Origin of the sequence: Nitrosospira sp. Nsp2 (assembly GCF_003050965.1) — a bacterium.
Taxonomy (GTDB): Bacteria; Pseudomonadota; Gammaproteobacteria; order Burkholderiales; family Nitrosomonadaceae; genus Nitrosospira.
Genome location: NZ_QAOU01000004.1, coordinates 171,645 through 188,382, shown reverse-complemented (window position 1 = coordinate 188,382; position 16,738 = coordinate 171,645). Strand labels below are relative to the sequence as shown.

At 54.1% G+C, this 16,738-nt stretch carries 14 protein-coding genes; 11 read left to right on the top strand and 3 right to left on the bottom strand.

What is annotated here, in order from left to right; genetic code table 11:
• Positions 1-5: 5 nt before the first annotated feature.
• Positions 6-1,175, top strand: a complete 1,170-nt coding sequence (locus tag C8R31_RS10730; protein ID WP_308811271.1) for an ABC transporter permease — start codon at positions 6-8, stop codon at positions 1,173-1,175.
• 29 nt (positions 1,176-1,204) lie between these two features.
• On the opposite strand, the gene C8R31_RS10725 is transcribed toward C8R31_RS10730, so the two are convergent.
• The gene (locus C8R31_RS10725) at positions 1,205-1,747 is read right to left on the bottom strand and encodes an NUDIX hydrolase (RefSeq protein WP_107694059.1); all 543 of its coding nucleotides are present in this window, start codon (positions 1,745-1,747) and stop codon (positions 1,205-1,207) included.
• Between the two features lie 82 nt (positions 1,748-1,829).
• Positions 1,830-2,990, bottom strand: coding sequence for a GNAT family N-acetyltransferase (locus tag C8R31_RS10720; RefSeq protein ID WP_107694058.1), 1,161 nt, complete (start codon positions 2,988-2,990; stop codon positions 1,830-1,832).
• A 112-nt stretch (positions 2,991-3,102) separates the two neighbouring features.
• On the opposite strand from C8R31_RS10720, the gene C8R31_RS10715 reads away from it, so the two are divergent.
• The 10 genes from C8R31_RS10715 to C8R31_RS10670 all read left to right on the top strand — a co-directional run bounded on the left by C8R31_RS10715 (position 3,103) and on the right by C8R31_RS10670 (position 14,791).
• Positions 3,103-4,719: an NAD+ synthase gene (locus C8R31_RS10715; RefSeq protein ID WP_107694057.1), complete on the top strand. Its 1,617-nt coding sequence runs from the start codon at positions 3,103-3,105 to the stop codon at positions 4,717-4,719.
• 169 nt (positions 4,720-4,888) lie between these two features.
• The gene (locus C8R31_RS10710) at positions 4,889-5,227 is read left to right on the top strand and encodes a P-II family nitrogen regulator (protein ID WP_107694172.1); all 339 of its coding nucleotides are present in this window, start codon (positions 4,889-4,891) and stop codon (positions 5,225-5,227) included.
• 258 nt (positions 5,228-5,485) lie between these two features.
• A complete protein-coding gene (locus C8R31_RS10705) occupies positions 5,486-6,982 on the top strand; it encodes a M48 family metalloprotease (protein ID WP_308811270.1) in 1,497 nt (498 codons plus the stop codon).
• A 223-nt stretch (positions 6,983-7,205) separates the two neighbouring features.
• Entirely contained in the window at positions 7,206-8,351 is a 1,146-nt protein-coding gene (locus C8R31_RS10700) for an efflux RND transporter periplasmic adaptor subunit (protein WP_107694055.1), read from the top strand.
• Positions 8,351-9,091, top strand: coding sequence for an ABC transporter ATP-binding protein (locus C8R31_RS10695; protein WP_107694054.1), 741 nt, complete (start codon positions 8,351-8,353; stop codon positions 9,089-9,091). Before C8R31_RS10700 ends, C8R31_RS10695 begins: the two co-directional genes overlap by 1 nt.
• The gene (locus C8R31_RS10690; RefSeq protein ID WP_107694053.1) at positions 9,088-10,311 is read left to right on the top strand and encodes an ABC transporter permease; all 1,224 of its coding nucleotides are present in this window, start codon (positions 9,088-9,090) and stop codon (positions 10,309-10,311) included. The genes C8R31_RS10695 and C8R31_RS10690 overlap by 4 nt, the downstream gene beginning before the upstream one ends.
• A gap of 197 nt (positions 10,312-10,508) precedes the next feature.
• Positions 10,509-11,465, top strand: a complete 957-nt coding sequence (locus C8R31_RS10685) for a hypothetical protein (RefSeq protein WP_107694052.1) — start codon at positions 10,509-10,511, stop codon at positions 11,463-11,465.
• Positions 11,466-11,636: 171 nt separating this feature from the next.
• Positions 11,637-12,101 carry a GyrI-like domain-containing protein gene (locus C8R31_RS16785; protein WP_107694051.1) on the top strand — a complete coding sequence of 155 codons (465 nt, stop codon included), beginning with the start codon at positions 11,637-11,639 and terminating at the stop codon, positions 12,099-12,101.
• A gap of 115 nt (positions 12,102-12,216) precedes the next feature.
• Positions 12,217-13,134: a DUF3667 domain-containing protein gene (locus C8R31_RS10675; protein WP_308811269.1), complete on the top strand. Its 918-nt coding sequence runs from the start codon at positions 12,217-12,219 to the stop codon at positions 13,132-13,134.
• Positions 13,135-13,663: 529 nt separating this feature from the next.
• Entirely contained in the window at positions 13,664-14,791 is a 1,128-nt protein-coding gene (locus C8R31_RS10670; protein WP_107694049.1) for an acyltransferase, read from the top strand.
• A gap of 71 nt (positions 14,792-14,862) precedes the next feature.
• Here the strand turns inward: C8R31_RS10670 and glmS are convergent, their stop codons facing one another.
• Complete coding sequence (gene glmS / locus C8R31_RS10665; protein ID WP_107694048.1) at positions 14,863-16,710, bottom strand: glutamine--fructose-6-phosphate transaminase (isomerizing); 1,848 nt, start codon at positions 16,708-16,710, stop codon at positions 14,863-14,865.
• Positions 16,711-16,738: the final 28 nt, after the last annotated feature.

The window sequence follows — 16,738 nt, the reverse complement described above, 5'->3', positions numbered from 1 at the left end:
GAATCATGATGTCAATCCCCCTGTCATATACATTACGTAACCTCGCAGCACGCAAACTAACGACGCTTCTCACTGCGGGGGGCATGGCTCTTGTCGTTTTTGTATTTGCGACGGTGCTGATGCTGGAAGAGGGTCTGAGAAAGACGCTGGTGGAGACAGGCTCCGCCGATAATGTGGTCATCACCAGGCGCTCCGCCGGCACCGAAGTGCAGAGTCAGATCGACCGCGAGCAGGCCGGGATTGTGGAAAACCAGCCGGAGGTAGCCTACGGTGTAACCGGCACGCGTCTGGCCTCAAAGGAGACCATCGTCCTGATTTCACTCAAGAAACGCGGTTCGGACAAGGCGTCTAATGTATTGATCCGCGGGGTAGGGGAGAAGGGTATCGAGCTGCGTCCGCAGGTACAAATCGCGGAAGGTCGCATGTTCCGTCCTGGTTCAACGGAAATCATCGCCGGAAAAAGCGTCGCGGAACGCTACATTGGCGCAGGCGTTGGGGAAACGTTGCGCTTTGGGCAGCGCGAATGGACAGTGGTCGGCATCATGGATGCAGGCAAAACCGGGTTTGATTCTGAAATATGGGGAGATGTGGATCAGTTGATGCAGGCGTTCCGCCGACCGGTATATTCTTCGGTGATTCTGAAGCTGAACGACCCGGGGTTTTTTTCAGAACTTAAGACACGCCTCGAGAACGACCCCCGGCTTACCGTAGAAGCCAAGCGGGAGAGCGTGTTCTACGCGGAGCAGTCGCAGCTGCTGGCAAACTTCATTCGCTACCTGGGGATGATATTGTCGATCATATTTTCGGTTGGCGCCATTATTGGCGCGATGATCACTATGTATGCCTCAGTTGCCAACCGGACTACAGAAATCGGTACGCTACGTGCGCTCGGGTTCCGCCGCAATAATATCCTCTCCGCTTTTCTCGCAGAAGCATTAATGCTCGGGGCGGTTGGAGGAATCGCCGGATTGATATTGGCGTCGTTCATGCAATTTTTGACCATTTCCACCATGAATTGGCAATCGTTCTCCGAACTTGCATTCAGCTTTACCCTGAATCTAGAGATCATCGTCAAGTCGCTGGGTTTCGCGCTGATCATGGGTTTTGCCGGCGGTTTCCTGCCGGCCGCGAAGGCTTCGCGTCTCGCTATCGTCGATGCGCTGCGGGCAGCGTAAGAACTAAAAAAGCGTACGTCCGGCACCGTTTACTTTTTACGCACGTCCTCTATGGTTCCGATATGAAACCCCAGTTGTCCCCGACGACGCTCATCGAAGTAACGTTTGAGGGGCTCGCGGATAACGCGAAAGGCCAGCGTATCCCACGGAATCTCGGATTCGGAAAAAAGCCTGACGTCGAGGCTTTCGATTCCCGGTTTAAAATCCAGATCGAGCAGCCGTGCGCGAAAGAGCACATGCACCTGATCGATATGCGGCAGGTTATAGATAGAGTACAGGTTTCCTATGTTCACACGCGCGTTGGCTTCCTCCAGCGTTTCGCGTGCCGCGCCCTGGGCCAGGGTCTCGGCATTTTCCATGAAACCCGCGGGCAGAGTCCACAGGCCCCGACGCGGCTCAATAGCTCGCACGCACAAGAGTACCTTGTCCTCCCACTCCGGGATACAGCCTACGACGATCTTGGGGTTCTGATAATGAATAATGCCGCACGCGGTACAGACATAACGCGGCAGCGTATCGCCTTCAGGTACGCGCAACTCCACCCGGGTGCCGCAAAGACTGCAATAATTCATGGGGCGTGTTTGTGGCTAAGAAAAGAGAATCAATTTTGCGGTTAAATAGTGACGCATGCAATCTGAGCAGCTCAGACCATGATCATCTGCTTATATCCTTCCTGAACGGAGAACTATCGTTCAGCTCATCGAGGTATCGATCGATGCCATGCGCTTCCTGCTCTACATGATGGCTGATGGCCGAGGCAAATTGGGGATGCGCGAGCCAGTGAGCCGACCAGGTGCGAACGGGAAGAAAGCCTCGGGCAAGCTTATGCTCACCTTGAGCGCCGCCCTCGAACAATATCATCCGGTTTGCAATACAGTATTCGATGCCCTGGTAGTAGCAGGTTTCGAAATGCAGTCCTGGAATGTATTGCGTAGTGCCCCAGTAACGCCCATAGAGCGTCTGAGCATTATATAAATAGAAGGCCGCCGCAACAGGCTTTCCGTCATGCAACGCCAGAACCAGCAACACATTCTCCGGCATGCTCTTAGCCAGCCGCGTAAAGAATGACAGACTAAGGTACGGCAGTGAACCGTGCTCATTATAGGTTTTATTGTAGCAGTCAATAAAAAACCGCCAGTGCGCGTCCGTTGCCTCGGTTCCGGAAAGCCATTTAAAGCTAATTCCGGCCGAATGAATTTTATTGCGCTCCTGGCGGATTCTTTTGCGTTTGTCATGACTCATTTCCTTCAGGAATGCCTCGAAGCTTTCGTACCCCTCTCCGGGCGCATTCCTCCAGTGGAACTGTACGCCATGCCGCAGTATCAGTCCCGCTGCCTCCATTTCACGCGCTTCATGCTCTTGGGGAAACAGGCAATGAAAAGACGAAACACCCGTCTCAGCGTTTCCTTGTTCCGCCATTTTCAACAGGGTCCCGATGAGCATGGAGCGATACTCCGGACGCTCGGCCATCAAGCGGCGGCCGGTCACCGGGCTGAAAGGCACCGCGCTCAACAGTTTGGGATAATAGCGGTAACCATGGCGCTCATATGCGTTGGCCCAAGCCCAGTCAAACACATATTCGCCATACGAATGACTCTTCAGGTAAAGAGGCACGGCCCCGCGAAGGGCGCTTCCTTCCCACAATGTGACAAATTGCGGTAACCATCCCGTATTTTTTGAAGCACAGCCGGTCTCATGCATTGCGGACAGGAATTCGTGCCGCAAGAACGGATCGTCCCCTGCCAGCCTGTTCCACTCGGAAGCGGAAATTCCCTCAAGAGAATCGACTATCTTTACCGCAATATCTGAAATCATGAAGTTTGCGCGCTTGCGTCGGGCAGCGTCGCGTCGCCGCTAAAGATGGACCGTTCTGGTATTATCTGCCAGATTGCCAACACAAACATAGTGGAATAGACATAGCTCCCGCATGAAACTCGCCGTTGCTCAAATCAATTGTGTGGTCGGCGACTTGGGCGGAAACACGCGCAAGATCCTCGATTACGTCAACCAGGCACAAAATGCGGGAGCGGCTCTCGTTGTTTTTCCCGAGCTAGCCCTGTCCGGGTATCCCCCGGAAGACCTGTTACTGCGCAATGGGTTCCGACGCGCCTGTGCGAATGCGCTTTCGGAGCTCGCCGGAAAAACAAGTGGCGTAACACTGCTCGTAGGCCATCCGCACCTTACCAGCAATAAGCTCTACAACGCGGCTTCGGTAATACGCGACGGTAAAATTCTTGCGACCTATCTCAAGCATCTGCTTCCCAACGACAGTGTCTTTGACGAGCGGCGCTATTTCGATCCCGGTTCGGATCCCTGTGTATTTGAACTTGAAGGTATAAAATTCGGGATCAATATATGTCAGGATATATGGCAACCAGGCCCTGCCATTCGCGCGAGGGCGGCCGGAGCAGATGTGCTGCTGGTGCTGAATTCCTCTCCTTACCATATGCGTAAGCTGGATTTGCGCCACCAAATCGCACGCCAGCGAATTGGCGAGACGCCGATTCCTATCGTTTACGTCAATCTTGTCGGGGGACAGGATGAACTGGTATTCGATGGTGCTTCGTTCGCCATGAATGAAAAAGGTGAGCTCGTCCATCAGCTCAACGAGTTCGTGGAAACCCTTGGTCTGATCGAATTCCAGAATAAGACACCAATGCCGGGCGAGGCCGCGTCGTCAGGAACGCTGGAAGCGAGCGTTTACAAGGCACTGTGCCTCGGGGTCAAGGATTATGTTGATAAGAACGGAATACCCGGGGTATTGCTGGGATTATCAGGCGGAGTCGACTCCGCGCTCACGCTCGCGATTGCCGTGGATGCGCTGGGCGCGGACAGGGTGCAAGCCGTAATGATGCCATCGCAATTCACTGCCGATATCAGTGTGACGGACGCGCGCGTAATAGCTAAAACATTGGGCGTACGCTACAGCGAATACCCCATTGGCCCGATCTTTAGTGAATACAAGGGCGCGCTTGCAGCCGAATTCTCGGAATTGCCCCTCCCCGATGGGCCCGACCTCACTGAAGAGAATCTGCAAGCGCGCATACGCGGCAACCTGTTGATGGCGCTATCCAATAAATACGGCTCAATTGTGCTGACAACCGGCAACAAGTCGGAAACTGCTGTAGGCTACTGCACGTTGTACGGCGATATGGCGGGCGGCTTTGCGGTATTGAAAGATGTCAGCAAAACCATGGTGTACCGCCTTTGTCGCTATCGCAACACGGTGGGCAAGGTCATACCGGAGCGGGTTATCAGCCGCGCGCCCTCGGCCGAGTTGCGTCCTGATCAGACCGATCAGGACAGCTTGCCGCCTTACGAAATACTCGACGCCATCATGGAAGCGTATGTGGAGCATGATCTGACGCTTGAGGATATATTGAACAAACACTTCGCTGAAACTGATGTGCGGCGCGTGATCCAGCTAATCCGACAAAACGAATACAAGCGCCGCCAGTCGCCACCCGGCGTGCGTGTCACGCCGCGCGGCTTTGGCAAGGATTGGCGCTACCCGCTCACGGCACGGTATCAAGACAATTTTTAGAATTCGTTTACGATTACACAGATGCTGCCATTTATACGCCATATAATCAGCTCGCGGAAAGGACGAACGCATCGCGCCTTATAGCCGTGCGGCGTCAGTGGCGAACCGATGCCCGCGCACGCAGACGGTGCGATCGGTTTCCCACATCATCGATCAAAAGGAACGTTTGATGAAGAAAATAGAGGCTATTATCAAACCCTTCAAGCTCGACGAGGTATGCGAGGCTCTCAATGAGATCGGCATCACGGGGCTGACCGTTACCGAAGTCAAGGGCTTTGGCAGACAGAAAGGCCATACCGAGCTATACCGAGGTGCCGAATACGTGGTGGACTTCCTCCCTAAAATAAAGCTCGAAATCGCCGTGGTTGAAAGCTTGGTGGACACCGTTATCGAAACGATCACCAACACTGCCCGGACAGGCAAGATTGGAGATGGCAAGATTTTTGTAACAAGCATTGAGCAGGTGATAAGAATACGAACGGGTGAGACGGATGAAGCGGCCATCTGACTGCATGCCGCTTTTATACACTTGTATACGCATACTGTCCGGTAAGAAAGTATAGTTCTTGAATGGTGAAGTGGTTGAATCCGCTTTCCCTGTCGTCTTTCCCCCCAAAAGTCCCCTACCGCAATTTTGCTTTCTGCTCCAATTATCGTTTAATTAAGTACATTCGACGCGAGTCATTCCCATCTCGGCAGTTCCACCCGGCAAAGTGGAACTTCGCCCGCGGATTGCTATCTTATCGACATGAAGTTCCGCCCCTTTTTGGCTATTCTGCCCATGCTATTCGCGGCACCGGTTCCGGCCGCAGAGTTGCCGGAACTGGGCGACGTATCCCAGACTACGATCTCCCCGCGCCAGGAACGAGAACTCGGCCTTAAGATCATGTCGGAGATTCGCGCCGACCGCAGCTATATGGACGACGCCGAAGTAGCGGGCTATCTTGCCAATCTCGGAAATAAGCTGATTCTCGGTTCCAATGAGGCTCACCCGGACCAGGAATTCGAGTTTTTTGCTTTGCACGACCCAACTATTAATGCATTTGCACTCCCCGGTGGCTTCATGGGCTTTAATAGCGGGCTTATCCTTGCGTCGCAAAGTGAATCGGAACTGGCTGGCGTGATGTCGCACGAAATTGCGCACGTCACCCAGAAACATCTCGCGCGCATGATCGCCGGTCAAAAGTACAATATGCTGAAATCCCTGGCGGCGGTAGCGCTGGCCGTGCTGGCGTCGCGCTCCAATCCGCAGGCTGCCCAGGCTGTTCTGGTCGGATCCCAGGCCGCCCAGATTCAGTCCCAGCTCAATTTCACTCGTGACCATGAAAAAGAAGCTGACCGCATCGGGCTGAGCATACTCGTCAGCGCGGGACTCGACCCAAACGGGATGACGGAATTTTTCGAGCGTTTGCAAAAGGTTTCGCGCTTTCACGAAAATGGCGCGCCCTCCTACCTGCGTACGCACCCTATTACCTACGAACGCATCGCCGATATCGAAAACCGGACGCAGAGCATGTCCTACCGGCAAGTGCCCGATAGCCTGGATTTCCAGCTGGTCCGCGCGAAGCTGCGGGCTTTGACTGAAAAGCCGCTTGATGCGGTCAAATACTTCGATGCCGCGCTGCGAGAGAAACGTTACAGCAAGGAGGCCGTGGAACGCTTTGGCCTCATCCATGCACTGTTGCGTGCACGGGACTACACGCGCGCCGACAGCGAATTGTCGAAGCTTTACCAAAGTCTTGAGTCGGACAGCGCGGATAAGACTCCGCTGGAGAATCACCGCCTGGGCAAGGCCATCCGTATTGAACGCAAAACGTCCCAGTCGAATGCCATGATCGAAACACTCGCGGCACGCGTCAAACTCGCCGCCGGACAGAAGGACGAGGCCTTTGACATTTACAAGGAAGCTCTGCAAACATTTCCACAGCACCGAGCCCTGCTCTATGACTACGTGGATGCGCTTTTGCGGAATGCCGGTGCTGAGGCGGCGCTCGAGTTTATCAACCAGCAGTTGCGGTTCGCCCCGAATGACATACGCCTTTATATGCTACAGGCCCAAAGCTACGAAGCGTCAGGAAATCTAATTGCGCAGCACCGCGCGCTGGCGGAAGTTTATTCGCGGCAGGGCAATTATTCCGCTGCGGTTGAACAACTGCAGATTGCGTTGAGAAACAGCGACGCTGACTTTTATCAGGCTTCCAGCGCGGAAGCGCGTCTCAGGGAATTACGCGAACTGGCTGCCGATCAGGCCAAGTCGAAATAAAATAATAACAATACGGTGCGCGTTAAAAAACCCTTTTTTCGAGCAGCTCTTCTTCAAATATGGCTGCAGGCCAGACCGTGCCGGGGCGCCAGTCCTGGCGCGGCGTACCCCCTCGGCTGTGCGAATTTCATAAATAGCTCATACTCAGGTAACATTCCGGCTTTCGTCTCTTTCATCTCTTTCATCTTTGTCCCGCCGGGTAGCCGGAGCTCCTCATTCAGGTATGGCCTTTAATTCGCGCCGCCGGGTACTCACCCTGATTTTATTGCTGCTGCTTGCGGCTGCTGGGCTGTGGTACTGGACATCGAAGCCTGACTCCCGGCAGGAGCGATACAAGACGCAAGCGGTCGACCGGGGCGATATCGTACAAGGCATATCCGCGAATGGCACGCTTAACCCCGTCGTGCTGGTCAACGTCGGTACACAGGTCTCCGGCACCGTGTACAGGCTTCACGTTGATTTCAACGACGAGGTCAAGGCTGGACAAATACTGGTTGAACTCGATCCATCGCTGTTTCAGGCGCAATTGCGACAGTCGGAAGCCAACTTGGCGAGTGCCCAGGCCGCACTTGAGCTGGCAACAAATAAGATGAAACGCAACCGCGCGCTCAGTGAGCGGGGCTTCATTTCTCCCGACGCGCTTAATGACTTCGAACAACAACTGCACGCAACCCAAGCCCAGCATGCATCGAGCAGGGCACAACTCGCGCGCGATCGCACGAATCTCAACTACAGCGTTATCCGCTCGCCCATTTCGGGAGTGGTGATTGCGCGCAACGTGGATATCGGGCAAACCGTAGCAGCGAGTTTCCAGACCCCCACGCTGTTCCAGATCGCCAAGGACCTGAGCCAGATGCAGATCGATACAAGCGTCGCGGAAGCCGATATCGGTCATCTCCGTCTCGACCAGACAGTACATTTCACTGTGGACGCGTTTCCGGAACGTGAGTTTACCGGCACGGTAAAACAGGTGCGCCTCAATCCCACCATCCAGCAAAATGTCGTCTCCTACAACGTCATTGTCGCGGTACCCAATGATGACGGCGCGTTGCTGCCCGGTATGACCGCCAATGTGCGTTTTGCTGTTAATCAGAAAAAAGACGTGCTGCGGGTCCCCAATGCCGCGCTGCGCTACAAGCCGGGCGAAGACGTGGATAGTGGGAAGCCCGCTCCACGGCAACCAGGTAAACACGCGATTTATCTGCTGGAAGGTGGCAAGCCTGCCCCCATCCATGTAAAGACCGGTATTACGGATAACACCTTTACCGAACTCGTCGAGGGCGAAATCAGGGAGGGCGATAAAGTGGTCGTCCGCGATGCCGGAGACAAAGACAAATCCGGTAGTAAACTTAAGTTCAGAATGTTCTGATGTCGTCACCTCAGCGCCAGACTCTTCAAGATTGCCTGATCCAGGTCGAAAACCTTTCCAAGATTTACAGCCTGGACACCAGCGGCAGCACGGGCACCTCAGTCAACAGCCAAGTGCTTTTCGATGTGAATCTCGTCATTCCCCGCGGCCAATTCGTTGCAATCATGGGGCACTCGGGTTCAGGGAAATCGACTCTGATGAATATGCTCGGCTGCCTTGACACTCCTACCAGCGGGCATTACTGGCTGGATGGACGCGACATCGCATCCCTCTCGGATGATGAACTGGCGCGTGTGCGCAATCACAACATTGGTTTTGTCTTCCAGGGATTCAACCTTCTGAAACGCATGTCGGCGCTGGACAACGTCGCGACCCCGCTACTCTACGCGGGTGTGAGCCGCGCCGAAAGCCGCAAACGGGCGCTGTCCCTGTTGGATCAGACCGGCCTTGCGAGATTTGCCACGTATCAGCCCAACCAGCTTTCAGGAGGGCAACAGCAGCGCGTGGCTATTTGCCGTGCTTTGATAAATAATCCCCCGCTCATTTTGGCGGACGAGCCCACCGGTAATCTCGACACCCAGACAAGCCGAGAAATCATGACGATTTTTCAGACACTCAACCGTGAACACGGCATCACGGTCGTGCTCGTGACCCACGAAGACGACGTTGCCGCCTATACCCAGCGGCTGGTTCGTTTGCAGGACGGGCGAATCGTGCATGACGAGATTCGGGCGGCATGAGCCTTCTCGCGGTCATCGGGGAAGCGCTGCGAGCATTGCGGCTCAACCGTCTCCGCACCGCCCTGACCATGCTTGGCATGATCATCGGCGTCGCCGCTGTGGTGTTGATGCTTGCGGTAGGTCAAGGAGCGCAGACCACCGTGAATCAGGCAATCAGTTCGATGGGCAGCAATCTGCTGATGGTCGTTCCCGGCGCCACCTCTTCAGGGGCGCTGCGGTCCGGCGCTGGAGCGGTGCAGACACTGACGATGGGCGATGCGCTGGCCATCGCCCATCTCCCTTCGATAAAGGCAACCGCGCCGATCAACGTGGGAACCGCGCAACTGAATTACGGGGCGAATAACTGGAGCACCAGCGTGACCGGGGTTACACCCGACTATTTCGTCGTACGCGACTGGGCAGCAGAGAATGGCGCCTTGTTCACTGAAGCTGACGTGCGTTCCGGAACGCGGGTGGTAATTCTTGGCCAGGTGACCGCAGAAAACCTGTTTGGGGATGAAGACCCGACCGGCAGGACCATACGCATCAAGAATAGCCCTTTCCTTGTGGGGGGCGTGCTTACCGCAAAAGGGCAAAGCCTGGATGGCCGCGACCAGGATGATGCGGTGTTCATCCCCCTCACAACCGGCCAGCGCCAAGTCTTCGGCAATCAGTTTCCCGGAACGATACGTTTCATGATGGCGCAGGCACAATCTGTAGAGGTCATGGATGAGGCCGAGACCGAAATGAATCGGCTTTTGCGCCAGCGCCATCGGCTCACAGAGGGAATGGAAAACGATTTCACGGTGCGGAACATGGCCGCGCTTGCCGCCGTAGCCACGGGGGCCGCGAAGGTCATGTCGATCATGCTGGGGGCCATTGCATCCGTATCTCTGCTGGTGGGTGGCATTGGCATCATGAATATCATGCTTGTATCGGTAACCGAGCGAACTCGTGAAATAGGCATTCGCATGGCCATCGGGGCCAACCGCCGCGCCATCCTCGCGCAATTTCTGCTGGAGGCCCTGGTTATCTGCATCCTCGGCGGTCTCATCGGTGTTGCCTTGGGCATCGGCGGCGCGTGGGCAGTAAGTCTCGCGACGGATATGGTGGTGGTGATCACATTGGGCATGGTCGCTTTGGCGTTCGCCTTTGCCTCCGCGGTTGGTATATTTTTCGGCTTTTATCCGGCGAGAAAAGCGGCCGCTTTGAGGCCGGTCGAGGCGCTGCGGTATGAATAATAGTGAAGCCCCCACATTGTTAGCTCATAAAACTACGGGACTTTGCAAGTATCCGGCTGACCATTCCTGTTTAGCACACTATTCTTATCAGCACCAATCCGCTGCATCGGCATTGCGCTTCCAGCATTCGACGAGCAGAATGTCCCCGTCCAGCAAGCATTTCGCTTGTACATTGCGTTAAGTGTGAGGTGTAAGACATGCACTTTCAGGGTCTAGTTACGCCAGCAACCGTTCTGGAAGAACTCGTTCGCTATGCGCAGGCGGAGCCTGAGGAGACAGAGGGATTTCGTGATCTGAAGCAGGCTGACGAGTTGTGTCCCCGCTTCTTAGAAAAAACCGAACGGATACTTGCCGCCTTCAAAAAATACGTGCCGCTCCGCTATGACGTCCATAGCCCTTGTGGTGCACACGGTCCAGGCGCGGACATCGTCGTCCGATATTCAAGCGAAAGGATCTCCGACGCGGAGGAGCGGTACATCGTCCTGCGGGTCGAGTCGTTTGATGAACATGAAGGGGATGTTGATTTATTAGAGAAGATAAAAGCCGATATTTCGCGAGCAGAAAAAGTCTACGGTGAGCGCCTCACCCGATACTACGTCTTGCTTTGTGCCGACCAACGCAAGCACGCGGAGCGGGTTCGAACTATTTCCGCCGAGCTCAAGACGGACAACACTGTTGTTACGGTGGTCGAACCGGGGTACGCGTGGTTCTTCTTTGCCATGGAAGACGCCATGATTGACGCGGTGAACGACAAGCTACTTTATTCAGAGGATTACGTGCGATGTCAGGCGAGGGAAGAGGTCGCAGGAATCGGTAAAAGAAAGCTGATCCTGTTATTGTCGTGCCTGATTCACGCCATTGAGGTAAGGGGCGAATTCACGGTATCGGATGACTTCCTGATGCAAGACGATCATGTACATGAATTTGAGGCTGACGATCGTGAGGGCAAAGGCCAGTTATCCGAAGATGTGGCTGCAATGGAAGGAACCTTCTTTTTTCGCGACGCCGACGTGGACGGATTCGGAATTTATCAGGACAGCGTGTCTGCCATTGTAGCGATGTACTACGACGCAAAGGTCCGGTATGGGCATACCGGTGACGACGCGGTGCATTACCTGCACACATTTCTGGAGCAAAGTGCCTGGAGCGCCTGAACCACATTTGCGGTACACGCGAGCCAGGCAGGCGTTGGTTGATCTGTATGGGTCGGTAGCGTGAACGAAAGAGATGATCGGTAAATATTACTCGCCCTCACATTGACCGCGACTGAGCGCGGAGCCGAGCGCAAGTGTCGTAACCAATCCGGTGAAGGAGTGGGAACCAATATGGAACCAAGACTGCTAAGCATCAGTTCGTTGACTTGCGCAGGGCTGAGTGAAGACATTGAAATGCCCAGAGATAAAGAGCTTATTCCCTCTCTTTGGACAAGGCTCCAGTCGAGAATCCCGGAAATATCAAATAGCTGTGGCCCGGCAATGGGCGTTGTCTCCCGCTCAGGCAAGCTCGGGTGTGTCCGCTACGCCGCGTGTATTCAGGTTTCCAGCCCAAAAAACGTTCCGGATGGCCTGGACATTATTACCGTACCCGGAAGCGATTACGCTGAATTCGTACATGAAGGCCCTGTTTCCGATTTATTCAATACGTGCGATCACATTTATCGTTCCTGGTTTCCGGGCTCGGGGCTTTTACCTGGGGACGGACCAATGGTTGAGGTTTATCCTGAAAACTTTAGAAGCGACGTACCAAATCCACAGATCAGGCTCCTGGTTTCTGTTAAAGGTAGAACGTAGAACGGGAGAAACGGTCGCGGAGGGCGGGGGGCCATAGACCGCGGTTAAGCTGTCTGGATAAACTAGCAGCGAAACAAGCTCGTCAGGCTATCCAACCCCGACCCGGCCTGAGGTAATGGCAATGCGACGAAAGGTTGTACATCGGGCGAATAGGAGCAAGGCATCGCTCCAACGCGGCCGGGAACCCCTCGCAGGAGCGATGCCGTGGACTTGCCCCACGTGCCATAATGAAGTTCTCACACCCTTTTGCCCGACATGCGGTGAACGTCCTCTGAACGAGGATGACCTCAAGCTCCGGGGCCTATTCAGGCAATTTTTCCATGCTCTTAGCAGCATAGACAGCCGTCTCATTCGCAGTTTTCGAAATTTGGTGAGACGCCCCGGCCTGCTGACGCTAGCGTATGTGCAGGGACAACGTATGCCTTACACAGGGCCGATCCCGCTGTTTTTAGTTGCAAACGTGATCTTCTTCGCGATGCAGTCGTTGACGAACACAAACATCGTCTCCTCCCAGCTTGACTCCCATCTTTATAACCAGGACTGGAGTATCCTTGCGCAACGGCTGGTTTCGAACCACCTCGAAACAATGCACATGACAATGGAGTCCTACGCACCCATTTTTAATGAAGCAGTAGTAACCAATGCAAAATCTCTTATTATCCTGATGGTAGCCCCGTTCACCCTCCTGCTGCCGGTAATGTTTTTTCGGGCAAGGCGGCCGTTCGTTGCCCATATCGTTTTTTCGCTACACCTCTATACTTTCCTGCTGCTACTATTCTGCGTGTGCATCACTATTGCCGCCGTAGACGTGTTGTTCGGGGGGGCCGGTCTGAATTCGGCTCCAATGGACAACGTTTTGTCCCTCTTAAACCTTGCCGCCTGCGCCGTGTACCTGTACATCGCTACGGGGAGAGTCTACGGAGGGAACGGCATTATGCGAGCAATTAAAATCGCAATACTAGCCCCAGCCGTTGCAACTATTTTGCTCGGCTATCGCTTCGTGATTTTTCTGATTACGCTGTATAGCACGTAGTAAGAAACGAGGGAAACTTGAAGTATCGTGGTTTAATACCTGGAATAACTTCATACGAACTCCAAACTACTCCACGATCGCAATTTCGGGAAATCCCGTGGCGTAACGAAATCGGCGCCTTTCTTTTTGGAGAGCGCCATGATACACAAGTCATTGCAGGGCAATGATATGGAGGATGGGGCCGCGTAATCACGGATGTTCGTCGCAATCAACGACACTAGAAAATCCGAATCAACAGTGGGCAGGGTAAAGTACCGATAAGGTGTAGAGAGCCGTTATTGGCTCTCCGTCCTACTGTCCCCTTTTGTATCCCATCATTCCTCTGGGCACTTCTGCATTGACTGGTACCATCGAAAAGAATATTTCGACGAGCATTCAACCCTTCCTGAATGAATACTAAAGTCCGATTTGTCAGGGCCGTTTACCTTCAGGCGCAAGAGCGCTGGAAATTTTGTTTTACTAAATTCATCATCATAACTGTCGCCACAGACTGGAATAATAAATCGAAACCGATTCCAGGGAATCTGCCATGAGGTCGATTACGGATTGGATCAAGATTACATTCGAGGTGGCCCATGCCAGCCACAAAACCATAAGATCTATGGAAGGGATCCGCGGCTTTGCTGTGTTTCTCGTTTTCCTTGTTCATTACGTTACGTTGATAGATCCCTGGCTACTTCAACACTCTGCAGCAGCCCAGACTGCGGAACATCTCCGACGCATCGGAAACTTAGGCGTTGATTTGTTTTTCGTTTTAAGCGGATTTCTGATTTATGGCATGCTGATCGAGAAACCAAGACCCTTCAAGAATTATTTAGCGAGGCGAATTCAGCGGATATACCCGACATTTACTGTCGTTTTTATTATTTATCTTGCGTTATCGATGGCGTTCCCCGCGGAATCAAAGATCCCTGGAGATCTAAGCGACGCTGCGATTTTTATTGGCCAGAACTACTTGCTCCTGCCCGGATTGTTTGACGTCACACCCATCATTGCGGTGGCGTGGTCATTGAGTTATGAGTTTTTTTATTATCTTGTCATTCCCATATTGATAACCGCGTTATGCATGAGATCATGGCGCTCTCAGTATCGGTTATTATTTTTTTTAATAGTTTCCGTAATTGGTTTCGGCTATTTCTCGTTATATGGCGGCCCTATCGGACTGCTTATGTTCATTCCTGGCATACTCGTCTACGAATTTCTTGAGAGCAAATCGATTCGAGACCTCCCCCCAATAGGATTGCCTGCCTTATTTCTAGCCATTGGCGTTGCTGTGGTTTTAAGCGACCTTGGTACGAATGGATGGTGGAAATACGCCTTGCTTTATATCTTGTTTTTTGTTTTTTGTCTTGAGTGCTTCCTGTTCTCCCGCCTTACCAGCCGAATTTTCTGCAGTTCCCCGCTACGATGGCTCGGCAACATGAGCTATTCCTATTACCTTATTCACGGTCTTTCGCTAAAAGCGATTTTTTTGCTGCTGAGTAAAGTGTACCCACCCGTTCAGGACGGTTCGCTAATGTTCTGGATGATTCTGCCCCCCGTTTTCTTTTTGACGCTAATTCCATCCGCTGTTTTGTTCATATTTATTGAAAAACCCTATTCTTTGACGTCAAGGCCAAAAAGCAGGTTACAGGAACGGAAGGTGCTGACCGCTTAGACATATTTTTTGTGGACAGACCAACATTAACGCGCCCAATACCGATGACATCCGGCTACCGCAGGAAATGATCATTCCACAGTGACAGATTTGGCGAGATTTCGCGGCTTATCAACATCGGTGCCTTTTTGCAGAGCGACATGGTAGGCAAGCAATTGCAGGGGGATGGTGTGGAGGATGGGGCTGAGTAGTCCCGCGTGTTCGGCGAGGCGGATTATATGGACGCCCTCGCTTTCCTGTATATGCGAGTCGGCATCGGCGAAAACGTACAGTTCGCCGCCGCGGGCGCGGACTTCCTGTAAATTGGATTTGAGTTTTTCCAACAGGGTGTCGTTGGGGGCGATGGCGACCACCGGCATTTCCTTGTCCACCAGCGCCAGCGGGCCGTGCTTCAACTCGCCGGCCGCGTAGGCTTCGGCATGGATGTAGGAAATTTCCTTGAGCTTGAGCGCACCTTCAAGAGCGATGGGGTAGTGCATGCCACGCCCCAGGAACAGCGCATGACGTTTTTCCGAAAACCGTTCGGCCCATGCTTTCACCTGCGACTCAACCTGGAGCGCATGCTGGAGCGCAACCGGCAGATGCCGCAGCGCAACGATCATATCGCGCTCGCGCTCGACCGACAATTTATTGCGGAGCTTGGCCAACGTCATGGTGAGCAGCATCAGCGAAGCCAACTGGGTGGTGAATGCCTTGGTGGAGGCGACGCCGATTTCCGGGCCGGCGCGGGTAAGAAACCGCAGGTCCGCCTGGCGCACAATCGCGCTTTCCGCCACATTGCAGATAGCAAGGCTGTAGCGGTGCCCCAATTGTCTGGCGTAGCTGAGGGCGGCCAAAGTGTCGGCCGTTTCTCCGGATTGGGAGATGCCCACCACCAGCGTGTCGGGCCCCACCGCCGGATTCCGGTAACGGTACTCGCTTGCAATCTCGACATTGCAAGGTATCCCCACCACCGTTTCCAGCCAGTAGCGCGCTACCAGCCCCGCGTGATAACTGGTTCCGCACGCAAGTATCAGAATGCTTTTGGTATTGTTGAAAATGTTCTCCGCTTCGCTACCGAACAGTCGCGGAGAAATAGACTGAGCATTGACAACCATTTCGAGTGTGTTCGCCACCACGCCCGGCTGCTCGAATATTTCCTTTTGCATGAAATGGGCATAAGGTCCCATTTCTACCGCTTCATTGGTCAGCTCGCTCTGCTGCACGCTGCGTGAAACTTCCCGGCGCGCGTTGGCGTGAAAACAGTTGACAATGCGGTACCCGTCGCGGCGTATTTCAGCCACGTCGCCCTCTTCCAGATAGATCATGCGCCGCGTCACCTGTAGCAGCGCCGAAGCGTCCGAGGCCGCGTAATTGCCGGAGTCACCCAACCCAAGCAATAACGGGGCGCCGTTGCGGCAGACGATGATACGTTCCGGCCGCGCTTCCTCCATGACAGCAATTGCGTACGCGCCCTGCAACTCGCCAACCGCACGGCACACGGCCTCGAATAAATCCGGATTTTCCTTGAGATGCGAAGAGATAAGGTGAGCGATGACCTCCGTATCGGTATCTGAGGTGAACGTGTAACCCTCGTCTTGCAAACGCTGGCGCAGCATCTCGTGATTTTCGATGATGCCGTTGTGCACTACCGCCACTTTCGACGCTTCGCCGGAAAAATGTGGGTGAGCGTTGCGTTCGGACGGGGCGCCGTGGGTAGCCCAGCGAGTGTGGGCGATGCCGGCCTCGCCGCTGGCGCTCTGCTCGTCGGCCAGCTTGCTTAGCTCGGCAACGCGCCCGGTGGTACGCAACCGATGCAATCCGCCGTTGTTGAGGGCGATGCCCGCGGAGTCGTACCCGCGGTATTCCAGCCGCCGCAGACCTTCAAGCAGGGTGGGAACGATATTGCCATTCGCGACCGCACCAACTATTCCGCACATGAATTAGCTCCTTCCCCGCCGTTCGGCG